Annotated in this window: 23 protein-coding genes; 13 read left to right on the top strand and 10 right to left on the bottom strand. The window is 65.8% G+C overall.

All coding sequences use genetic code 11. The features are described 5' to 3' along the window. Positions 1–88 precede the first annotated feature (88 nt). Positions 89–1606, bottom strand: a complete 1518-nt coding sequence (locus tag ACH49N_RS19255; protein WP_358278670.1) for a leucyl aminopeptidase — start codon at positions 1604–1606, stop codon at positions 89–91. 122 nt (positions 1607–1728) lie between these two features. On the opposite strand from ACH49N_RS19255, the gene gcvT reads away from it, so the two are divergent. Both gcvT and ACH49N_RS19245 read left to right on the top strand, forming a co-directional pair. Next, positions 1729–2829: a glycine cleavage system aminomethyltransferase GcvT gene (gcvT, locus tag ACH49N_RS19250; RefSeq protein WP_159921635.1), complete on the top strand. Its 1101-nt coding sequence runs from the start codon at positions 1729–1731 to the stop codon at positions 2827–2829. 61 nt (positions 2830–2890) lie between these two features. Next, the gene (locus ACH49N_RS19245; RefSeq protein WP_159921637.1) at positions 2891–3994 is read left to right on the top strand and encodes a branched-chain amino acid aminotransferase; all 1104 of its coding nucleotides are present in this window, start codon (positions 2891–2893) and stop codon (positions 3992–3994) included. 22 nt (positions 3995–4016) lie between these two features. On the opposite strand, the gene ACH49N_RS19240 is transcribed toward ACH49N_RS19245, so the two are convergent. The 3 genes from ACH49N_RS19240 to cobU are packed head-to-tail and all read right to left on the bottom strand — an operon-like array spanning position 4017 to position 6501. Next, complete coding sequence (locus ACH49N_RS19240) at positions 4017–4757, bottom strand: adenosylcobinamide-GDP ribazoletransferase (RefSeq protein ID WP_358278672.1); 741 nt, start codon at positions 4755–4757, stop codon at positions 4017–4019. Positions 4758–4759: 2 nt separating this feature from the next. Then, on the bottom strand, positions 4760–5857 hold the full coding sequence (cobT, locus tag ACH49N_RS19235) for a nicotinate-nucleotide--dimethylbenzimidazole phosphoribosyltransferase (protein WP_358278674.1): 1098 nt from the start codon (positions 5855–5857) through the stop codon (positions 4760–4762). Continuing rightward, entirely contained in the window at positions 5854–6501 is a 648-nt protein-coding gene (gene cobU, locus ACH49N_RS19230) for a bifunctional adenosylcobinamide kinase/adenosylcobinamide-phosphate guanylyltransferase (protein WP_358278676.1), read from the bottom strand. Before cobU ends, cobT begins: the two co-directional genes overlap by 4 nt. 100 nt (positions 6502–6601) lie before the next feature. On the opposite strand from cobU, the gene ACH49N_RS19225 reads away from it, so the two are divergent. Next, positions 6602–6817 carry a hypothetical protein gene (locus ACH49N_RS19225; protein ID WP_358278678.1) on the top strand — a complete coding sequence of 72 codons (216 nt, stop codon included), beginning with the start codon at positions 6602–6604 and terminating at the stop codon, positions 6815–6817. A 17-nt stretch (positions 6818–6834) separates the two neighbouring features. Here the strand turns inward: ACH49N_RS19225 and ACH49N_RS19220 are convergent, their stop codons facing one another. Then, positions 6835–7491 (bottom strand): DUF3043 domain-containing protein, encoded by a 657-nt coding sequence (locus ACH49N_RS19220; RefSeq protein WP_159921647.1) that lies wholly within the window; start codon positions 7489–7491, stop codon positions 6835–6837. 139 nt (positions 7492–7630) lie between these two features. Here ACH49N_RS19220 and ACH49N_RS19215 point away from each other — a divergent pair, with 139 nt between their 5' ends. The 7 genes from ACH49N_RS19215 (at position 7631) to ACH49N_RS19185 (ending at position 12571) form a co-directional block, all read left to right on the top strand. Then, positions 7631–8083, top strand: coding sequence for a metalloregulator ArsR/SmtB family transcription factor (locus tag ACH49N_RS19215; RefSeq protein ID WP_358278680.1), 453 nt, complete (start codon positions 7631–7633; stop codon positions 8081–8083). After that, complete coding sequence (locus ACH49N_RS19210) at positions 8080–9102, top strand: cation diffusion facilitator family transporter (RefSeq protein ID WP_358278682.1); 1023 nt, start codon at positions 8080–8082, stop codon at positions 9100–9102. The genes ACH49N_RS19215 and ACH49N_RS19210 overlap by 4 nt, the downstream gene beginning before the upstream one ends. A gap of 40 nt (positions 9103–9142) precedes the next feature. Further along, the gene (locus ACH49N_RS19205; protein WP_358278684.1) at positions 9143–9799 is read left to right on the top strand and encodes a class I SAM-dependent methyltransferase; all 657 of its coding nucleotides are present in this window, start codon (positions 9143–9145) and stop codon (positions 9797–9799) included. Positions 9800–9944: 145 nt separating this feature from the next. Beyond that, the gene (locus tag ACH49N_RS19200; RefSeq protein WP_358278686.1) at positions 9945–10427 is read left to right on the top strand and encodes a copper resistance CopC family protein; all 483 of its coding nucleotides are present in this window, start codon (positions 9945–9947) and stop codon (positions 10425–10427) included. 193 nt (positions 10428–10620) lie between these two features. Further along, complete coding sequence (locus ACH49N_RS19195; RefSeq protein ID WP_358278688.1) at positions 10621–10881, top strand: hypothetical protein; 261 nt, start codon at positions 10621–10623, stop codon at positions 10879–10881. A 190-nt stretch (positions 10882–11071) separates the two neighbouring features. Next, positions 11072–11422 carry an iron-sulfur cluster assembly accessory protein gene (locus tag ACH49N_RS19190; protein WP_109329195.1) on the top strand — a complete coding sequence of 117 codons (351 nt, stop codon included), beginning with the start codon at positions 11072–11074 and terminating at the stop codon, positions 11420–11422. Positions 11423–11596: 174 nt separating this feature from the next. Continuing rightward, positions 11597–12571, top strand: a complete 975-nt coding sequence (locus ACH49N_RS19185; RefSeq protein WP_358278690.1) for a carbohydrate kinase family protein — start codon at positions 11597–11599, stop codon at positions 12569–12571. A gap of 72 nt (positions 12572–12643) precedes the next feature. On the opposite strand, the gene asnB is transcribed toward ACH49N_RS19185, so the two are convergent. Then, positions 12644–14569: an asparagine synthase (glutamine-hydrolyzing) gene (gene asnB, locus ACH49N_RS19180; RefSeq protein ID WP_358273786.1), complete on the bottom strand. Its 1926-nt coding sequence runs from the start codon at positions 14567–14569 to the stop codon at positions 12644–12646. Positions 14570–14821: 252 nt separating this feature from the next. On the opposite strand from asnB, the gene ACH49N_RS19175 reads away from it, so the two are divergent. Beyond that, on the top strand, positions 14822–15895 hold the full coding sequence (locus tag ACH49N_RS19175; RefSeq protein WP_159921663.1) for a cytochrome c oxidase subunit II: 1074 nt from the start codon (positions 14822–14824) through the stop codon (positions 15893–15895). 41 nt (positions 15896–15936) lie between these two features. Continuing rightward, entirely contained in the window at positions 15937–16353 is a 417-nt protein-coding gene (locus ACH49N_RS19170; protein ID WP_109329202.1) for a cytochrome c oxidase subunit 4, read from the top strand. A gap of 68 nt (positions 16354–16421) precedes the next feature. Here ACH49N_RS19170 and ACH49N_RS19165 read toward each other — a convergent pair whose 3' ends face one another. Further along, positions 16422–17024: a helix-turn-helix domain-containing protein gene (locus ACH49N_RS19165; protein WP_358273787.1), complete on the bottom strand. Its 603-nt coding sequence runs from the start codon at positions 17022–17024 to the stop codon at positions 16422–16424. A gap of 68 nt (positions 17025–17092) precedes the next feature. On the opposite strand from ACH49N_RS19165, the gene ACH49N_RS19160 reads away from it, so the two are divergent. Continuing rightward, entirely contained in the window at positions 17093–18028 is a 936-nt protein-coding gene (locus ACH49N_RS19160; RefSeq protein WP_397504743.1) for a DMT family transporter, read from the top strand. 17 nt (positions 18029–18045) lie between these two features. Here ACH49N_RS19160 and ACH49N_RS19155 read toward each other — a convergent pair whose 3' ends face one another. Genes ACH49N_RS19155 through ACH49N_RS19145 form a run of 3 tightly spaced genes read right to left on the bottom strand, consistent with a single transcriptional unit; the run spans position 18046 to position 21709 of the window. Next, entirely contained in the window at positions 18046–19689 is a 1644-nt protein-coding gene (locus ACH49N_RS19155; RefSeq protein ID WP_159927118.1) for a cytochrome bc complex cytochrome b subunit, read from the bottom strand. Positions 19690–19718: 29 nt separating this feature from the next. Then, the gene (locus ACH49N_RS19150) at positions 19719–20861 is read right to left on the bottom strand and encodes a ubiquinol-cytochrome c reductase iron-sulfur subunit (RefSeq protein WP_159921667.1); all 1143 of its coding nucleotides are present in this window, start codon (positions 20859–20861) and stop codon (positions 19719–19721) included. Next, the gene (locus tag ACH49N_RS19145) at positions 20858–21709 is read right to left on the bottom strand and encodes a cytochrome c (protein ID WP_201453561.1); all 852 of its coding nucleotides are present in this window, start codon (positions 21707–21709) and stop codon (positions 20858–20860) included. The genes ACH49N_RS19150 and ACH49N_RS19145 overlap by 4 nt, the downstream gene beginning before the upstream one ends. Between the last annotated feature and the right edge of the window lie 30 nt (positions 21710–21739).

Raw genomic sequence — 21739 nt, 5'->3', positions numbered from 1 at the left:
CCGCCACCACACCCACTACGACGAACACATCGCCTGGGACCACCGCCGCATCGCCCAAGCGGCTTGACAACTTACGGCCCTGGGATGTCTAGCCGTTGGCTGCGATGTCCTCGATCACCGAAATCATGGTGCGCACCGGGACTCCGGTGCCGCCGCGCCCGGTGTACCCCCACGGGCCCGACGAGTTGTAGGCCGGTCCGGCGACGTCGATGTGTGCCCACTGGACGCCGTCGGCGACGAACTCTTTGAGGTACAGCCCCGCGGCCAGCATGCCGCCCCAGCGGTGGTTGGTGACGTTGGCGAGGTCGGCGACCTTCGAATCCAGGTCCGCACGCAGCTCCGTGGGGAGCGGCATCGCCCAGGCGTTCTCGCCGATCGCCTGCGAGATCGACGCGACCCGGTCCCGGAATTCGTCGGTGCCCATTACGCCGGGTGTACGAGTGCCGAGCGCGACCACCTGCGCGCCGGTGAGAGTTGCGGTGTCGATGAGGTAGTCGGGGTCGTCCTCGCAGGCGCGGACGATGGCGTCGGCGAGAATCAGGCGCCCTTCGGCATCGGTGTTGATGACCTCCACCGTGGTCCCGCCGTACTGGGTCAGCACGTCACCGGGGCGCTGGGCGGTGGACGAGGGCATGTTTTCAGCCATCGGCACGGTGGCGATGACGTCGACGGGCAGTCCGAGTTTCGCCGCGAGGACAACCGTGGCGACGACCGCTGCCGCGCCGCCCATGTCGGAGGTCATGTTCTCCATGCCCGCAGCAGGCTTGATCGAGATGCCGCCCGTGTCGAACGTGATGCCCTTGCCGACGAGCGCGACCTTGGGGGCGTTCCGCTTCTTCGCCGAGTAGCTCAGCCGGACCAGTCGAGGAAGGCGCGACGACCCCTTGCCCACGCCGAGGATCCCGCCGAACCCGTTCTTCTCCAAGGCCTTCTCGTCGAGGATCTCGACCTTCAGCCCGGCCTCTGTGCCGAGAGTCTTTGCGCGCTCGGCGAATTCGGCCGGAAACAGGTGGCTCGGGGGAGTGTTGACGAATTCGCGTGCGGTGGCGACGGCCTCGGCGATCGCGGCCGACCTGGCCAGCGTCTCCTTGGCTTCCTTCGCGCGGGGGGACGACACGAGAAGCTCGACCCGCGAGACCGGCTGTGCCTCCGGTCCGGGCGCGGATTTCGCCGACTTGAACTCCGTGAATCGGTACGCGCCGAGCGCGAAACCCTCGGCCGCGGCGCCGAGATCCAACGACGACAGGGTGGTGGCGACGGTATCGACACCGCCGAGTGAGCGGGCCGCCGCTCCCGCGGACCGGCGGATCTGCTCCGCGTCGAGCTTGTCGGCGCCGCCGAGCCCGACCGCGAGGACGCTGTCGACCGGGAGCGTGTCGGGAGCGGGGATACGCGTGGTCTCCTCCGCCTTGCCCTTGGCTCCGACCGCGACGAAACGGTCGAGGAGTCCGGCGAGGACCGATTCGTCGACGATGCCGTCGCCCAGCGCGATCTCGGGGCCGTTCGACGTGGACGTCAGCCCGATCACCAGCACGTCCACCCGCTTGCCGACAGTGCCTGCAAGGGCGAGTTGTGGTCCGAGGGGTCGAGCTGTGCGAGTGCTCACGGTGTCTCCTGAAGCAGTTCGGGGTTCGGGTCGTGCCGGGCCGGTCCGGCGCTCGTCCCGATGGTAGTGCGCGTGTGCCGTCACCGACGCGGGGTGCTGCGGGGTCCGATAGGTTTGTGGCCATGACCGAGGAGCAACTCTCGCAAGGGCCGATTCACGCCGTTCACGTCGAACTCGGGGCCACGTTCGCGCCCTTCGGTGGATGGGAGATGCCCGTGTCGTATGCGGGGGTCGTCGCCGAGCACACTGCCGTGCGGGAATCGGTGGGCGTGTTCGACGTCAGTCATCTGGGCAAGGCTCTCGTGCGCGGCAAGGGAGCCGCAGCTTTCGTCAACTCCGCGTTCACCAACGATCTGGACAAGATCGGCCCCGGTAAGGCGCAGTACACGCTCTGCTGTACCCCCTCCGGCGGAGTGATCGACGACTTGATCGCCTACTACGTGAGCGCCGAAGAGGTGTTTCTCGTCCCCAACGCCGCCAACACCGCTGACGTGGTCGCGGCGCTGGCGGCCAAGGCGCCCGAAGGTGTCACCGTCGACAACTGCCACCGCGATTTCGGTGTCATCGCAGTTCAGGGGCCGAAGTCGCCGGAAGTGCTCGCCGCGCTGGGCCTGCCGACCGACATCGAGTACATGGGCTTCGCGGACGCCACGTGGGAAGGCGTGCCCGTGCGGGTGTGCCGTAGCGGGTACACCGGCGAAATCGGATTCGAAGTCCTGCCCCGCTGGGAGGACAGCGAGAAATTGTTCCGGGCCGCGGTCGAGCAGGTTCGGACCCGCGGTGGTCAGGTCGCGGGTCTCGGCGCCCGCGACACCTTGCGGACCGAAATGGGATATCCGCTGCACGGTCACGAGTTGTCCTTGGAAATTTCTCCGCTGGAGGCACGGTGCGGATGGGCGATCGGGTGGAACAAGCCGAAGTTCTGGGGCAAGGAAACCCTGGCCGACGAGAAGGCTGCCGGACCCGCCCGCAAGCTGTGGGGCATCAAGGCGCTCGACCGCGGGGTGCTGCGAGCAGGGCAGAACGTCCTCCGCGACGGTGAGCCGATCGGCGAGACCACGTCGGGCACCTTTTCGCCCACACTCAAGGTCGGTATCGCCCTCGCTCTGCTCGATTCGGATGCCGGTGTCGCGGCCGGTGACGCTGTCGACGTGGATGTGCGAGGACGCGCGTTGCGGGCGGAGGTCGTGTCTCCGCCCTTCGTGAAGACCAGCACCAAGTAGCCGCTGCGGGTCGACCCTCTCGGGCGCTGGGGAGCAGGAGGCGTTCGATAGGATCACCGGCATGACAGGTGTCACCGAGTTCCTTCGCGTCCCGCATCCTTCCCCCGCCTCGGATGAGGCGCGGCGAGAGATATTGGCGGCGCCCGGATTCGGTCGGTACTTCACGGACCACATGGTGTCGATCACCTACTCCGCCGTCCACGGTTGGCACGACGCCCGGGTGGAACCCTACGGTCCGCTCCAACTCGATCCGGCGGCCATGGTGCTGCACTACGGGCAGGCCATCTTCGAGGGACTCAAGGCGTACCGGCAGCCGGACGGTGGCATCGCGACGTTCCGCATCGAGGCAAACGCCGAACGACTCGTCACCTCGGCTCGTCGGCTCGCGATGCCCGAACTTCCCGCCGAGTTGTTCGTCAAGTCGATCACCGAACTCCTCGACGTCGATCACGAGTGGGTGCCTGCCGCCGGCGGTGAGGATGCGCTGTATCTGCGTCCTTTCATGTTCTCCACCGAGGCCGGCCTGGGGGTCCGGCCGGCCGACGAGTACCGCTACCTCCTGATCGCCTCGCCTGCGGGCGCATACTTCCCGCGCGGGGTGAAACCGGTCAGCGTGTGGCTTTCGACGGAGTACGTGCGCGCGGCTCCCGGAGGAACCGGCGCGGCCAAGTTCGCCGGCAACTACGCGGCTTCGCTTCTCGCCCAGGCGCAGGCGGCCGACGAAGGCTGCGATCAGGTGGTGTGGCTCGACGCCCTCGAACGTGCATACGTCGAGGAAATGGGCGGAATGAATCTCTTCTTCGTCTACGGGTCCGGTTCCGATGCCCGCCTCGTCACACCCTCGCTGTCCGGCTCGCTGCTTCCGGGCATCACCCGGAATTCGCTGCTGACCCTGGCAACCGACGCCGGTTTCGCAGTCGAGGAACGTCGTATCAGCACCGAGGAATGGCGAACCAAGACCCTGTCGGGAGAGATCACCGAGGTATTCGCCTGCGGCACCGCGGCAGTCATCACCCCGGTGGGGCGGGTCAAGTCGGCAGAGGGCGAGTTCGTCGTCGCCGACGGGGAGCCGGGAGAGGTCACCATGGCCCTTCGGGACACCCTTACCGGGATTCAGCGTGGCACGTTCGCCGACACCCACGGCTGGATGCACAAGCTGCGCTGAATCGGGGCTTCTCGGCGGTCGCTCAGAGGAGGAAACCGACCGCTGAGGCCGCAACCGTGATCTCGATCGCGGCACCCAGCACGTCACCGTTCACGCCTGCGAACCGGCGGACACAGTGCGCCACCAACAGAGCCGACAGGGCGAGAGTCACCGCGACGACGATGATCCCGTGCCACCAGTCGGGGCCGCACCACGCCGCTGCTGCTAGCAGCGGGACCGTCCAGGCGAACGCCGTCCACCACGACTGCGTTTCGGCAACGTGTGCGCCGAAACCTTCGGTGGCGGAAGCCGGAACTCCACGGCGGCAAGCGAATACGACGGCGACCCGCCCGGTCGCCACGGCGACTGCTACGGCCCCGAACTGTCCTGCAACGGCGAGTGAACCGAAAGCAAGAGCCTGTGTCCCGAGGCAAATCAGCAGGGCACACACGCCGAACGGGCCTGCGCCGCCGCTGTGCATCACAGCCTTTGCGCGTTCCGGCGGCCCGTAACACCCGAGACCGTCGACCGTGTCGGACAACCCGTCGATGTGCATGCCACGAGTGGCGAGCGCGAGAGCCCCGACCGTCAACAGTCCTCCCAGGGCCGGGTTCAGTCCTGCCGACACCAGGAGCCACAGCAGGCCGGCAGCGAACACGCCCAGAGCCGCACCGGTCACGGGTGCATATCGGATCGCGCGCCCGCCTGCCGCACGGTCCACGCTGTCGGGGCCGCGGAGCGGGAGCACGGTCAACCAGGAAAACGCCAGCAACAAGCCAGACACGATCAGTCCACGTCGGCGACGTCGGCCTCGGTGACGTCGCCGGTGCTGACTCCCGCCTCGTCGAACGTCGCCATGAATGCGAGTGTGGCGACGGCGCCTTGCAGGATCGGTAGTGCGGCCACCGCGCCCGACCCCTCACCCAAGCGCATGTCGAGTTCGAGGAGAGGGTCCAGCTGCAGGTGTTTCAGGGCGATCGTGTGTGCCGGTTCGGTCGACCGGTGTCCCGCGAGCCACCACGCGCGGGCGCCATGGGCCAGTTCCTCGGCAACCATGGCAGCGGCCGTGACGACGACGCCGTCGAGGATCACCGGCGTCCGGCGCGCGGACGCCTGCGCGAGAAAACCTGCCATCGCTGCGATGTCCGCGCCCGACACGGTGCGTAACAAGGCCACCGTGTCACGGACGACGGGCCGAGCGCGGCGGAGGGCGTCGCGGATCACCGCCGTCTTTCGTATCCACCCGGCGTCGTCGATACCGGTTCCCCGACCCACCGCTGCGACGGGCTCGGTGTCCGTCAGCGCCGCGATGAGCACCGTGGCAGGGGTGGTGTTGCCGATTCCCATGTCTCCGGCGATGAGAAGATCAGCGCCGGAGTCTATTTCGTAATCCGCGATGGAGCGACCGGCTTCGATCGCCCGTAGGGTCTCTTCGGTAGTGAGTGCGTCCTCGCGGTCGATCACCCCCGACGAGCGCCGCACCTTGTACGCCGACACCGTCGGATCGGTGTCGCCGTCGACCGACATGTCGACCACGCGCACACTGGCACCCGCTCGGTCGGCGAGAGTGTTGACCGCGGCCCCGCCGCCGAGAAAATTGGCGACCATTTGCGCCGTCACTTCGGGGGGATACGCCGACACCCCGGTGCGCGCGACTCCGTGATCCCCGGCGAAGACGACGACGCGGGCCCGTTCGAAAGGTGCGGGCGGACATATTCCCTGGCATGCCGATGCCCAGCATGCGAGTACCTCGAGCCGTCCCAGTGAGCCGGCCGGTTTGGTGAGCTGCAGCTGACGGGCTTCGGCCGTGCGGCGGATCGTGTCGTCCGGCGGGGGAACTGGATCGAACCGACCGGGGTCGTTGCTCACGGACTCGCTCGTCACACTTGGCCTCTCGTTCGACTGGGAACTGTTGTCCCGGATGCATTCGCGGCGGGTAGGTCTTTCAGGGTCATGGTCAGCCCGGCCACCACGAGGACTGCCCGATCGCATACCTCGGCCAGCCGGGCGTTGAGGGCGCCGATTTCGTCGCGGAAGAGGCGTCCGGAGCGGGTCTCCGGGATGACCCCGAGGCCGACCTCCGGTGTCACGAGGACGAGGTCACCGGCGTAGTCCCGGACGCTCGCGACCAGTTCCTCCACCTCGTCGGCGAGGGTGCCTCGCGGCAGATCCCAGGCGCCGGCGGCGTCGAACTCCACGGTCAGCCAGGTGCCCAGATCGTCCACCAGGGTGACAGGGGCATCGGTGGACGACCGCAATTGTTCGGCGAGGTCGCGGCCCGGGGCCGTCTCGATCGTGGTCCAGGTGGCGGGACGGCGGACTCGGTGCTGCTCGACGCGGTCCTCCCAATCGACATCGCTGGGATCGCGGCGACTGGTGGCGAGGTAGCGGACCGATCCGGTACCCGCGAGAGTGTGCGCCAGCCGTTCGGCGTATGCCGACTTCCCGGATCGTGCGCCGCCGAGAACCAGGGTTCGCGAGGACCTGTGGGGGAGATCCGGTCGGTTCGGGGGCTCGGCAGGGGGCACGGACCCCAACGCTACCAACCCGACAATTTGGCAGTATTCTGACGTACATCGTCATTTGCGCCACTGTTGGCCGGAAGTAGTCGAGCGGAGACTTTCAGCCATGACTGAGTTCCTCGCCCTCGTAGCGCTCTTGGTAGCGCTGAACGCGGCCGTGATGTTCGCCGGGAAGCGCCTGGGCACGCCACGCCCGTGGCTTCGCCGCAGTTTCCGCGACAACTTTTTCCGGCCGGTCGACCCGCCTGCGGATCAGTCGGATGGCCACGACGCCGAACTCGGCCGACTACTCGCCGAGTCGCACCGCGCGCCGCATCACTGACGCGAAGAGGGTGAGTCCTAGATCGCGTCGCCCGGACGAACCCGGGGCTTCGGAGCGCGAAGCTTACGAATCTGCGACGCCCGAACGAACGCATACCAGCCGAGTTTGAAGCCGCCGTCGATCGTATCCGGGAAGCGCTCGCGCACCCGGGAGTTGATCTTGCGACCCAGCCACACGCCTTCTGCGGCCATGAACAGCATCATCACGAGCATCGCCAGCGTCACGATCGCCTGCAGGGCGGGGCTGACGAACATCGCCATGATCAGTACCAGCGCAAGTGGCATGAAAAGTCCGACGAGGTTGCGCCGGGCGTCGACGATGTCGCGGACATACGCGCGGACCGGCCCCTTGTCGCGCGGCAGGAGGTACTTGTCCTCCCCGGCGAGCATGCGGGCGCGCCGCTCGGACGCCGTAGCCCGCCGTTCCGCGGCAGCGATCTTGCGTTCTTCCTTGCTGCCCCGCGTGGCTTTGCGGCGTGCCCGCGCCTCTTTCGCTGTCAGAGGGGCCGGTGCCACAGGTCCTCGCCGCCTCGCTTCCGCGTCGCGGCGTTTAGGAGTCGGACGGCCCTTGCCGACCTGTTCGGCGGACTCGGGTTCCGGTGCCGTGGACGGCGCGGCCGTCTCGGCATCCCGCTTGTCTGAATTGTCCGAATCACCGCGGCGTAGCAATTTCACTCTTCCAGCCTATGGGAAGACGCGGCCACGAGGAAAACTGCCCTCGCACCGAAATGCCGGGTGGCCTCGGCGGGCGAAGGGCTTCGTGGGTGCGAGGACTTGCCCGGCTTTCGGTAGATGTGTGCGTTACTATCTGCGTATGAATGCAGATAACGGTTCATGCCGTCGGCGCTTGCCGGACGATCAGGTTGATCTGGTGGTCGAGGTCTTCCGCATGCTGGCCGATTCCACACGCGTCCAGGTGCTGTGGGCGTTGGTGGATCGAGAGTTGTCGGTCAACGACCTGGCCGAGCATGTGGGAAAGCCCGCCCCGTCGGTGTCGCAGCATCTGGCGAAGCTGCGGATGGCGCGTTTGGTGCGTACGCGGAAGGAAGGCACCCAGGTGATCTACCGGCTGGAGAATGATCACATCCGCCAGTTGGTGACCGACGCGGTGTTCAATGCGGAGCATGCCGGGCCGGGTGTTCCGGGGCATCACCGCACCGGTGACGAGTTGCGGATTCTGCATCCCGAGCGAAAGTCGGGTCGGGCTCCGTCTTCGGCAGGTGCCGATATTCCGGATCCCGCACGTGCGGAAGGTGGCCAGGCATGAGTCACGCACCGAAGCCACCGACTCACACCCACGGCCACGGTCACGGTCACGGGCATGAGGGTGGGGGCCGGTTCCGGGCGGCGGTGCGGGAGGTGTTCGCCCCGCACAGTCACGACGCAGCGGACAGTGTCGACGACGCCCTCGAATCGAGCGAGATCGGCATTCGGGCGGTGAAGATCAGCCTGGTCGCGCTGGGTGTCACCGCGATCGCTCAGTTGGTGATCGTCGCCGTGTCGGGTTCGGTCGCATTGCTGGCGGACACGGTGCACAACTTCTCCGACGCACTGACCGCGATTCCGTTGTGGATTGCGTTCGCGCTCGGGCGTCGGGCGGCCACTCGCCGCTACACCTACGGGTTCGGGCGGGCCGAGGACTTGGCGGGGCTGTTCGTGGTCGCGATGATCACGCTGTCCGCGGTGATCGCCGGAGTCGAAGCTGTGCGGCGACTGATCAACCCGGTTTCGATCGAGCACGTCGGGTGGGTTGCCGTGGCAGGCCTCGTCGGATTCGTCGGTAATGAACTCGTCGCCCTCTACCGCATTCGGGTGGGCAGCCAGATCGGCTCCGCCGCCCTGGTCGCCGACGGATTGCACGCACGCACCGACGGTTTCACCTCCCTGGCCGTGTTGTTCGGCGCGGGGGGTGTGGCCCTGGGCTTCCCATTGGCGGACCCGATCGTCGGACTGGTCATCACCGTGGCGATCCTCGCGGTCCTGCGCACCGCGGTGCGGGACGTGTTCCGCCGTTTGATGGACGGGGTCGATCCGGAACTCGTCGACGCCGCCGAGGGATCGTTGTCCGTAGAACCCGGGGTGCGTGAGGTGCGTAGCGTGCGGATGCGGTGGATCGGGCACCGTCTGCATGCCGACGTCGAGCTCGACATCGACCCCGAAATCAGCCTGGCCGAGGCGCACCGGTTAGCGCACGAGGCCGAGCACACCTTGACCCATGCGGTGCCGAAATTGTCCACCGCACTCGTCCATGCCTACCCCGCCCACCAACACGTCGGCGCGCCCTGATGCGCGTCGGCCGGGGTAGCTCAGCGAAGGGAAAGTCGTCATGGGACTCGGTCAACGACTGCTCGGCGGATCTTACGGACACGCCGACCACTCGAGCGGAGGACTGATTCGGCGCGCCCGGTTATACGAGTGGTTCTCCGCAGTGGGGTTCGGTGGTTTCCGTCGCCGGGTCTTCGACGGCCTGGTCGCGCTGTCCGGTGCGAAGCCGGGGGATGAGGTGCTCGACATCGGTTGCGGAACCGGCATCTTCTCCCGCCGTGCAGCCCGCGTGGTGCGTCCGGGTGGGCGGGTGGTGGGCATCGATCCGTCACCGCCGATGATCGAGTACGCGGCCCGGCGAGCCCTGGCGAACTGCACCTTCGTGATCGCCGGTGCCGAAGACCTTCCCCAGCCGGACGCGTCTTTCGACCTCGTGATCTCCAGCCTGGCCATTCATCACATTCCGACCGAACTGCGCGCGAAGGCGCTCGCAGAGGCGTTCCGGGTACTCAGGCCCGGCGGGAGGCTGTTGATCGCCGACTTCCGGCCACCGCGTAACCGCATCGCCAACCACTTCGTCGGAGCTGTGAGCGGGCATGCGATGCAGCACAATCCGATCCACGAATTGGCCGGTTCGGTTCGCGGCGCCGGGTTCGTGGTTACCGGGAGCGGTGACCGCTGGCCCCGCCTGCATTACATTCAGGCAACACGACCCTGATCCACGATTTTCAGGCGCTCCCGGCTCGAGACAACCTACCTATCCCGGTCCGAAAGCTCGCTGCTCCCCTGGAAGACCTTCTTGCCAGCGCGCTGCCTTCGCCGATCGGTGACTGTGCTCGACACCAAAAGAAATGAAGAAACACATGACTTCCTGGTTCACCCGCGCCGTCCTCGTCGCGGCCGCGGTCTTCGCCTGCGCCGCTCTGACCGCCGGCCCGGGAATGGCTCATGCCGCGCTCGAAAGCAGCAACCCGGCCGACGGCGCCCAGATCGATGCCGCCCCGGACAACGTCACCCTGGTGTTCAACCAGGACATTCAACCGAATTTCGCCGCCCTGACCGTGGTGGGTTCCGACGGCGCCCGGTGGGGGCGCTCCGAGCCGGTCGTCGACGGTCGGCTCCTGAGCGTCGACCTCGACGGTCTCGGCGCTGCCGGGCAGTACACCGTCGCGTTCCGGGTCGTCTCCTCCGACGGTCATCCGATCGCCGGCACCTACACCTTCGACCTCACCCAGGCTTCGGCTACTCCTGCCGCCGGTACAGCGCTTTCGGCGACCACGGCTGCGAACACCTCCCAAGCACAGCGAGCCGTGGAGTCCGGTGGATTCCCCGTCTGGATCTGGTGATCGGTGTGGTGGTCCTCGGCGGCGCGGTCACGTTCATGCTCGCCAGAAAGCCGAACACCCGAAAATAACCTCACGGTTCGTACTCGGCCGTCCACCCCGTCGACATCCGGCGGGGTGGACGGCCGGTCGTGTTTTCGGCCTCCGCTGGACGGCCCGATCTCGGTAAACTTCGGGTACAAGCGAGGTGCTGACGATGTGGACGGTAGCGAAGCTCGAGGTCGAGGATCTGCGGTGGTCCTGGGTGGTGATCGCCGTTGCCGCCGGCCTCCTGGGCCTGCTGGTTCTGCCCCCGATTTACCTCTTCTTCCTCGCGGCCGTGATTGGCTTCGCCGGGATGAGCATGTTCAGCACCCGCACCCACCGCGCGAGCGGTACCACATTCGCATCTATCGGTCTCGGAATGCTGATTCCGGCCGCGGCAGCACTCGTCCTACAGGGGATCAATTCTCTCTGACGACGGCTGTGGGGGCACGGCGTCAGTTAATGGGAACCCCTTCGGTAGTAACCGGAAATCGCGACGTCGGATACCATGGACGGTGATTGCTGTGCGGTCGCGCCGCAGAGGCAATGAAACCCGGGAATAAGTCGGGCGCGGAGTACCGTTGAAGCGTTCACGGGTTTGTTACGAACTACAGGGAGAGCCCATGACTGTGCAGAACGAGACCGCCACCCACGGCGTCAAGATGACCGAGGCTGCGTCCGCTAAGGCAAAGGCGCTGCTCGATCAGGAGGGTCGTGACGACCTCGCACTGCGTATCGCCGTGCAACCCGGCGGCTGCGCAGGACTGCGTTACCAGCTTTTCTTCGACGATCGCAACCTCGACGGCGACCTCATCGTCGACTTCGGCGGCGTAGCCCTCGCCGTCGACCGGATGAGCGCGCCGTACGTCGAAGGTGCGTCGATCGATTTCGTCGACACCATCGAGAAGCAGGGGTTCACCATCGACAACCCCAACGCCACCGGGTCCTGCGCCTGCGGCGACTCCTTCAACTGAGTCCCGGGCCGGCCGACAACTGAATCGAAAAGTCTGATGCGGAGCTCAGGTTCCGTGTCAGACTTTTTGGTGTCCGGACACCACTGTCCACCTCGCCGTGCTCCCACCCGATCATGGGTGGTACTGCGGGTACGGTGAGAAATCCCGCCCGAACTCACCGAAAGGCATCCGCCCGTGACAATTGCGGTAACCGGTTCCATCGCCACCGACCACCTGATGCGGTTCCCTGGCCGGTTCGCCGAGCAACTGCTCGCCGATCAGCTCAGCCATATCTCGTTGAGTTTCCTGGTCGATGACCTCGTGGTCCGGCGTGGGGGAGTGGGCGGCAACATCGCGTACGCCATGGGTGTCCTGGGCGGCTCGCCGCTCCTCGTCGGCGCCGTGGGGGCCGATTTCGCCGATTACCGTGAGTGGCTCGAGAGCAACGGCGTCGACTGCACCGCCGTTCGGATCTCCACGACGGCGCACACCGCGCGGTTCGTCTGCACCACGGACGAGGACATGGCGCAGATCGCGTCGTTCTACCCCGGCGCAATGAGCGAGGCTCGCGAGATCGAGCTCGAAGAGGTCACCGCAACCGGTGGAAGTGTCGACTTGGTGCTGATCGGCGCCAACGACCCCGCCGCGATGATCCGCCACACGGACGAATGCAGGCAGAAGAACATTCCATTTGCGGCCGACCCCTCGCAGCAGCTGGCCCGGCTCAACGGTGACGAGGCAACGGCGCTGATCCGAGGCGCCAAGTACCTGTTCACCAACGAGTACGAATGGGGATTGCTCCAGCAGAAGACCGGGCTGTCCGAGGAGCAGATTCGTGCGCAGGTCGGCGTCCGGGTCACCACCCTGGGTTCGAAGGGCGTCGACATCGTCGAGTCGGACGGCACCCATACCCGGGTCACCGTCGTACCGGAGAAGGGCAAGGTCGACCCCACCGGTGTCGGCGACGGATTCCGGGCAGGATTCCTCCTCGCGCACAGCGCCGGCCTGAGTTTCGAGCGCTCCGCCCAGCTGGGATCGCTCGTCGCCGTGCTCGTCCTGGAGACAATGGGAACCCAAGAGTGGACCTTCGACCGGGACGAGGCAGTCAAACGACTGGCCGATGCGTACGGCTCCACCGCGGCCGACGAGATTGCGGCGTTTCTCCCGTAAGAGGCGGCTCCGCCGCTCGTGAGTGGTTGACGAGTCCCTGGACTCGTCAACCACTCACGAGCGGCGGAGCGCCTAGAGGGACACCGGGTACGCAGGCTCCGCGATCTTCGGCGTGATCCGGTTCTCGACGAAGATGCCGTGCCAGACCATGAAGGTCAGGACGGTCCACAGGCGACGGCTGTGATCTGAGACGCCGTCCCGGTGATCGTTGAGCATCTTCGCGACAGCGGCCTTGTCGAGCAGCTGGTCGGTGCCGGACGCGGCGATCTGCTCGTGCGCCCAGTCGAAGAGTTCCGTGCCGCGTAACCAGTGCCGAAGCGGCACGGGAAACCCGAGCTTGGCCCGGTGCAGCACGTGGCCGGGCACGATGCCTTCGAGAGCCTGCCGTAGCGCGTACTTCGTGGTGTTCTTGGTGATTTTCTGGTCCAACGGCACCCGGGAGGCCACCTCGAACACCTCCGGATCGAGGAACGGCACCCGCAGTTCGAGGGAGTTGGCCATGGTCATCTTGTCTGCCTTGACCAGGATGTCACCGCGCAGCCAGGTGAACAGGTCGAGGTGCTGCATGCGGGCCACGGGGTCCCACCCCTGCGACTGGGCGTAGATCGGATCCGTGACGTCCCGATGCGTCCATTCGGGACGGAAATCGCGCAGCACCGTACGCAGCTGGGCGTCGTTGAAGCTGCGGGCGTTGCCGTAGTACCGCTCCTCGAGGGTGAGGGAACCGCGATTGAGCAGGCTCTTTCCGCGTGTCCCGTCGGGAATCCGTTCCGACAAGCGTCCGGCGGCCCGCCGCAGACCCTTCGGCAGATATTCGAACGGCTTCAGTGACAGCGGCTCGCGGTAGATGGTGTAGCCGCCGAACAACTCGTCGGCGCCCTCGCCAGACAGCACCACCTTGACGTGCTTGCGGGCTTCCTTCGCCACGAACCACAGCGGAACGAGGGCCGGATCGGCGACGGGATCATCCAGGTACCACACGATTTCCGGGATGGCCGCCGCGAATTCCGCGGGGCTGACCACCTTGACGACGTGCCGTGCCCCGATTGCCTCTGCCGACTCGGCCGCGACGTCGACCTCGGAATAGCCCTCGCGCTCGAAGCCGGTGGTGAAGGTGATCAGGTTGGGATTGTGGCGCATCGCGAGCGCCGCAATGGCCGTCGAATCGATGCCGCCCGACAGGAAGGACCCGACCGTGACATCGGCCCGCATGTGCTTGGCGACAGAATCCTCCAGAGCCGCCGCGATCTCCGCATACCGGGCCTTCTCCGTTCCCGCGGTGAAGGGCTGCACCGGGAAGGTAGGGGCGAAATACCGGGTGATGACCGGTGCCTCACCCGGACGCACCCGCGCGAAGCAGCCCGATTCGAGTCGGCGGATGTCCTTGTGCAACGTCTCCGGTTCCGGCACGTACTGCAACACCGTGTAGTGCTCCACGGCGCGCGGATCGAGGTCCGTACCGATACCGATGAGGTCGGCCAGCTCGAGCAGGCTCTTCTTCTCGCTGCCGAACGCGGTGCCGCCCGTCCCCGTCGCCAGAAACAGAGGCTTGATGCCGAACGGGTCGCGGGCAATGAACAGCTCCCGCGTCTCGGTGTCCCAGATCGCGAACGCGAACATGCCGCGCAGGCGCCGCACAGCGTCCTCGCCCCAGTAATGGAACGCCGCGACGATGGCCTCACTGTCGCCCTCGGTCGCGAACCGCGCCCCGAACTGCTCGGCGAGTTCCGCGCGAACCTCGAGGTAGTTGTAGATCTCACCGTTGAAGGTGAGGGCGTACCGCTGCGGGTTCTCGGCAGGACCCCACCGCAACGGCTGGTGGGAGTGTTCGATGTCGATGATCGACAGCCGATTGAAGCCGAACACGAGGTGATCGTCGTGCCACGTCCCGTGCTCGTCCGGCCCGCGATGCCGCAGGCAGTGCATCGCCTCGTCGACCTGTGAGACGGCGTAGTCGCTGGTTTCTCCAGAGGTCAGTAGCCCGAGCAGTCCGCACACAGCGTCCGGTACCTCAATTCAGAATCTGGGATGCTCCACACGGGTGTGGAGAGGTCAGGGAACTCTGCCGGAAAGTATGCCGCAGATTCCCGTGGCGGCCGGTTCCGGCCGTCGAGGACACCGCCCCGGCAGCGGTGGCGACACGACCGCCCGACCCGAGGAGGGACGGCCATCCGCTTTGGTCTACGCTGCGTAGTAATTGGGCCTTCCCATCGGGTGTGCCCTAGTGGAATTTGCGGCGATCAGGAAGGCGTGAACGTGGCGCAAGGTCGGATCCTTCGGCGGGCAGGGTTGGCAGCATCTTTGGGCGTTGCTGCCTTGCTGCTGTCGGGTTGTTCAATCGACAACGAAGTGCTTCGTTTCGGGTGGCCTTCGGGCGTAACCCCGCAGGCAGAACGCATGCGTGAGCTCTGGACCTGGTCGGTCATCGCCGCCCTCGTCATGGGCATTCTGGTGTGGGGCCTCACCTTCTGGGCGGTGATCTTCCATCGTAAGAAGAAGGACTCTCCCGAGTTCCCTCGCCAGACTGCGTACAACGTGCCGCTCGAGTTGGCGTACACCGCCGTCCCGTTCGTCATCATCGCCGTTCTGTTCTACTTCACGGTGGTCGTGCAGAACCACGTCCTCGACAAGGAGGACAACCCCAACGTCGTGGTCGACGTCACTGCCTACCAGTGGAACTGGAAGTTCGGTTACCGCTCGATCGATCTCGGTGACGGCCAGGCCAAGTACGACGGCATCGACCAGGAGGCCCAGGCGGCCGTCGAGGCAGGCGCGGCGTCCGGAACCGAGCACGGGGGCGAGGGCGGTCACGCGCAGCCCGGTGCAATCCACGGCAAGTCCCCGCAGGACCTGTCCTACCTGCACTACGACAAGATCGAGACCATCGGCTCCAGCCAGGAGATCCCGATCCTCGTCTTGCCGACCGGTAAGCGGATCGAGTTCGAGCTCGCTTCCTCTGACGTCATCCACTCCTTCTGGGTGCCGGAGTTCCTCTTCAAGCGGGACGTGAACCCGAACCCCAAGGAGAACCAGTCCGACAACGTCTTCCAGATCAGTGAGATCGAGAAGGAAGGCGCCTTCGTGGGACGCTGCGCCGAGATGTGCGGAACGTTCCACGCGATGATGAACTTCGAGGTTCGCGCCGTGAGCCCGGAGAAGTTCGCGCAGTACATCGATCTGCGTAAGCCTGCTGACGAGGGTGGCCGGGCGCTGACCACGGCGGAGGCTCTCGAGGCTATCGGCGAGTCGCCTGTGGCGACCTCCACCTCACCGTTCACCACCGATCGCGGCTACCAGCAGGCGAGCGGTGTCGAAGGTAACTGACCCCGCTGCTGATACCTCATTGACCAAGGACAAGTGCTGATATGAAGATCGAAGCCAAGCTCTTCGAGATCCTGACGGTATTCTTCATTCTCGTCGCGATCGTCTACGGCGTGTTCACCGCCGTCTCCCGGACCGGTATCGAGTGGGCGGGTCTGACTGGCATCTGCCTGTCGGCGGGCCTGACATTGATCATCGGTACCTACTTCCGGTTCGTCGCCCGCCGTCTCGACACCCGGCCCGAGGACTACGAGGACGCAGAAATCGCCGACGGCGCCGGCGACCTCGGGTTCTTCAGCCCCGGAAGTTACTGGCCCATCCTGCTGGCCGGTGCAGCGGCCCTCGCCGGCCTCGCGCTGGCGTTCTTCCAGCCCTGGATGATCGTCGTTGCAGTTGTTGCTGTGTTGGCAGCAGCGGCAGGCCTGGTCTTCGAGTACCACGTCGGACCCGAAAAGCACTGAGCATCAAACCCCACGGCGGGGCGTCGGAATCCTAGGGATTTCGGCGCCCCGCCGTTGTTGTCGCATCTCTAACCGGAGGCCGCGGTGGCCGCGCGCAGCAGTGCCTGTGACCGAGCCGACGCGAGGGTGAGCGCGTCCTCGAACACGTGAAGACCATGTGCCACCAGAGCCCCTTCGTGGAGCAGCATGAAGGTGCAGGCTAGTTCGTGTGCGTCTGCCACTTCCGCGTCTGCGCATACCTGCGTGAACAGTGCGAGCATCCACCTCTTCTGCTCGATGATGACGCGGTACGCCGGATGGGCTGGGTCGCTGATCTCGGCGTGTGCGTTCACCATGCTGCAGCCCTTTGTGCTGTGCTGACCGGCCCAGTCGCGGGATGCGTCGAAGATAGCCTTCAGGCGTCCGTCCGGTGAGCTGGCCGCTGCGTCGAGATAGCCGGCAAGGAACAGTCGCCAGCGCTCGTCGCGGTCGGCGAGGTACTCGACCACGAGCTGTTCCTTGGACCCGAACCGGTCGTACAGCGTCTTCTTCGTGACGCCCGCCTCCGCGGCGATGAGATCGACCCCCACAGCGGAGATTCCGCGCTCGTAGAACAAGCGGTCGGCTGCGGCCAGGGCGCGTCGGGCCCCCGGGGTCAGCGTGACTCGTCTAGGTTCCGGCACTGTGCCCATGACAGAAGTATACAGATCGGTATATCGTTGGTTTTGCTACACAGATCTGTATACCCGGGAGGTTCTTCGTGAATGTACTTCTCGCTGCGGCCTTCGTCGTGTGCTGGAGTTCGGGCTTCATCGGAGCGAAACTCGGGGCCGGCACCGCCGATCCCATCACCCTGCTCATGTGGCGGTTCCTGCCCCTCGCGGTGGTGCTTGTCCTCTGCACAATGCTCTTCGGACTCCACCGCTGGAGAAGCCTCCGACTGCACACGGTGCGGCGCGAGATTGTCATCGGCGCGCTGTCGCAGACGGGCTACCTCCTCACCGTCTACCAGGCAATCGGCTTGGGGGTCTCCAGTGGGACCACGGCGCTGATCGACGGTACTCAGCCTCTCGTCGTCGCCGTACTTGCCGGACCGCTGCTGAGGGAGCATGTCGGGCCGCGGCAATGGTGGGGTCTGGCGCTCGGTGTGGCCGGAGTCGTGACGGTCACCGCCGGCGATGCCACCTCGTCCGGGGGAGTGGTGTGGTGGGCGTATCTGGTGCCGTTCGCGGGGATGCTCTCACTGGTGGCCGCGACGTTCTTGGAGCGCCGCTCACCTCGGGACACCGATCCCACGGTGTCGCTGACGATCCACTGTGTCACCAGCGCGGTGTTGTTCACCGCGATGGCGGCAGCGGGCGGAGATGTGACTCCACCGGCTGACGCCACATTCTGGCTTGCCGTGACCTGGTTGGTGGTTCTGTCCACCTTCGGCGGCTACGGCCTGTACTGGCTGGTGCTGCGACGCAATGGTGTCACCCGGGTCAATACGCTGATGTTTCTGATTGCACCCGTGACCGCGGTGTGGGGGGCCGTGGCTTTCGGTGAGCCCTTCGGAGCCCTCACCGCGACAGGCCTGCTGTTGTGTCTCGGTGCAGTGACAGTGGTGTTCCGTGCGCAGTCGCGAGAGGAGGGAGGAGATGCAGCTCGTCCCATAGAGGCAGGGCCCCGAACCACAAGTGGTTCGGGGCCCTGATCAGCGCGGGGTCAGCCTCAGTGGGCCTCGCCGTTGCCGGAGCTGCCGTTGCCTGAGCTTCCGTTTCCGTGCACCCGATTCTGCAGCTCGGTCAGCATGGTGAGCTGTTCGCGCTCACCATGATGCAGAGCGGCCTCGAGAGCTTCGCTCTCTTCGATCGGGTCTGCGGTGACAAGGCTGCCGGAGCCGGGCTTGCCTGCGGAGCCGAGCTTGTTCATCTTCTTCGGGATGGCCGCACCCTGGTACTCGAGCGGAATCGGGTGGCCATGGCCGTCGACCGGGCCGAGCGGCTGATGGATCTCGATGTACTGACCATTGGGCATCCGCTTGATGATGCCGGTCTCGATGCCGTGCTCGAGAACCTCACGGTCGCTGCGCTGCAGACCCAGGCAGAACCGGTACGCCACGAAGAACGCGAGGGGCGGCAGCAACACCATGCCGATACGGCCGATCCAGGTCATCGCGTTCAACGAAATGCTCAGGTGGTACGCGATGATGTCGTTGATGCAGGAGATCGTCAGAACGGCATAGAACGTCAGTGCCATTGCGCCGATCGCCGTGCGGACCGGAACGTCCCGCGGACGCTGCAGCAGGTTGTGGTGAGCGTCGTCCTTGGTCAGACGCTTCTCGATCCACGGGTAGGCGATGAGGACGGTGAAGACGAGTCCCATGATCAGCGCCACCGCGAACACGGCCGGGATGGTGTACCGGTCGAACAGGTAGATCTCCCACGCGGGCCACAGACGGGCCAGGCCGTCCGTCCACATCATGTAGATGTCGGGCTGCGACCCGGCGGACACCTGTGCCGGGTTGTACGGGCCGATGGTCCACACCGGGTTGATCTGCAGCACGCCGCCCATGACGGCGAGAACACCGAAGGTGATGGCGAAGAACGCGCCCGACTTGACGGCGAAGACGGGGAGGATCCGGACGCCGACGACGTTCTGTTCCGTGCGGCCGGGGCCGGGGAACTGCGTGTGCTTCTGGTACCAGACGAGCGCGAGGTGACCGGCGATCAGCGCGAGGATGATGCCGGGGAACAGCAGGACGTGCGCCACGTAGAGCCGGGGGATGATCAGGTCGCCGGGGAAGTCGCCGCCGAAGATCAGCCAGTGCATCCAGGTGCCGGCGATCGGGATGCTCAAGGTGATACCGGAGAACGCGGCACGTAGGCCCGTACCCGACAGGAGGTCGTCGGGAATGGTGTAACCGAAGAAGCCCTCGAACATGGCCAGGATCAAGAGAAGGCAACCGATGACCCAGTTCGCTTCACGCGGACGCCGGAAGGCGCCGGTGAAGAAGATGCGCATCAGGTGCACCACGATGGACGCCGCGAACATCAATGCCGCCCAGTGGTGGATCTGCCGGACGAACAATCCGCCGCGCACCTCGAAGGAGATGTTCAGCGTGGTCTCGTATGCGCGCGACATGGTGACGCCGCGCAGAGGCTCGTACGCGCCGTTGTAGACCACGTGGGCCATCGACGGGTCGAAGAACAAGGTGAGGTAGACACCCGAGATCAGCAGAATGACGAAGCTGTACAGCGCGATCTCACCGAGCAGGAACGACCAGTGGGTGGGGAAGACCTTGTTGATCTGCCGCCGCATTCCTGCTGCGAGGTGGTAACGGGAGTCCATTGCCTCCGCCTGGCCGGCGGCCATGGCGTTCAGTCTGGACGGTTTGTTGTTGGTCACGGTCGACGCTCCCAAAATGCCGGGCCGAGAGCTTCGATGTAGTCACCGGTGGCGACCAGGAAACCCTCTTCGTTCACTGTAATAGGCAACTGCGGAAGTGCACGAGCAGCGGGACCGAAAATCGGCTTTCCGTAGGTCAGCGCGTCGAACTGCGACTGGTGGCACGGGCAGAGAATTCGGTTGGTCTGCTGTTCGTACAGCGACGTGGGGCAGCCGAGGTGGGTGCAGATCTTCGAGAAGGCGAAGTAGTCGCCGTAGTTGAAGCTCTCCTGGCCCTTGCGCTTGGTGACCCGTTCGGTGTCTTCCGTGCGCAGACGGATGAGCATCGTCGCGTTGCGGATACCGCGCAGGCCCTCGAGCAGGGCGTCGTGGTCGCCGCGGTCGGACTCGCGGAAAGGAAAAACGGTTTCCATGGCACCGGCGTCGAGGTCTTCCGGACGGACGAGGACGACGTCCTCGGGACGACCGGTGTCTCGGCGCAGGTAGATGGTCTCGCCGGCGTAGCGGGGCGTCCAGCCGGACACCCAGAGCGGCGAATCGTCACGCTGTGCCCACGGGTTCTTGACCAGTCCACCGAGCGGCATCAAGGACATGATTCCGAGTGCGCCACCACCGAAAAGGAGACTGCGCTTGATGAGCTTGCGGCGCCCGAGCGTCGAGGTGTCGAAGGAGTCTCCGAGTTCCGCGACGATGGTCCGGCGGTCCGTCTCGGACGATCCGCCGTCGTGACGGTCCTGGACGGACAGCTCTTCCGGAATGAACTTCTTGGTGAACTGGACGGCGCCGACACCCAGACCGAGGATGGCCAGGCCCATGGTGAGACCGATCAGCGGGGTGTACAGGCTGTACGCGGAGTAGTTCTCTTCACCGGCGCCGGCGTACTCCCACGGCCAGAACAGGTAGATCGCGATGAACGCCACGGCCGAGACGCCGGCGAGGGCGAACCAGAACGCCACGGAGCGTTCGGCGCGCTTCTCGGCCTTGGTTCCTTCGACCGCCCAGCGGTTGCGGCGGAACGCGACATCGACCCCGTCGAGGTTGGTACCGAGTTCGACCAGCTCGTCGCGGCTCAGGTTCTCGAGTTCCGCGTCCGTGTACTTCTTTGGCGTAGCGCCGCCCGGTTGGCCAGCGTCGCTCATGACCTTGCTCCGATCCACAGTGCTGCACCGACGACAGCGATGATTCCGACGACCCACATGGCCAAGCCCTCGGATGCCGGACCGATGCCGCCGAGTCCGTATCCACCGGGCTGCTTCGTCTCGCCCGACGACTTGATGTAGGCGATGATGTCCTTCTTCTCCTCGAGGGTCAGCTGACGGTCCGAGAACTTGGGCATGTTCTGCGGTCCGGTGACCATCGCGGTGTAGATCTGCTGCTCGTTGGCCGGGTCCAGGACGGGCGCATACTTGCCGGAGGACAGTGCTCCGCCGCGACCGGTGAAGTTGTGGCAGGACGCGCAGTTGAGGCGGAAGAGTTCGCTGCCTCGTCCGATGTCGCCGCCGCGCAGCGAGGACTGGGCGATTTCGCCGTTCTCGTCGCGCACGACCGTGGGGCCGCCGCCGTTGGCCTGGATGTAGGCGCCGATGGCGTCCGTCTGCTCGGCGTCGAACTTGAGCGGCTTGCGCTCGACCTGCGCCTCGTTACGCGACGCGGGCATGCGTCCCGACGACACCTGGAAGTAGACGGCGGCCTCACCGACACCGATCAGGCTGGGCCCGCGGTCCTGCACACCCTGAAGGTTTGCACCGTGGCAGGTGATGCACGACGTGTCGTACAACTGCTTGCCTTCGCGGATCAGTGCTGCCTGATCGTCGGTCGCGGTGGCCACCTGCGGGGTAGGCGTCAACGCGGACGCGAGGAAACCGGCGCTGACCAGTCCCATCATCAGGACCAGGGCGCCCGTGACGCGACGGCGTAGCTTGCGCTGGCGACGCGTCTTCGCGGCAGACGCCGTAGTATCGGATGCGGGCGGGGGGGATGAACTCATCTGTATCCCTTTGGTATGTCGGGACGGACT

This window comes from Rhodococcus sp. NPDC019647, from assembly GCF_044389235.1.
GTDB classification, from domain to species: domain Bacteria; phylum Actinomycetota; class Actinomycetes; order Mycobacteriales; family Mycobacteriaceae; genus Rhodococcus_F; species Rhodococcus_F oxybenzonivorans.
This window is presented reverse-complemented; position numbering and strand designations above follow the sequence as displayed.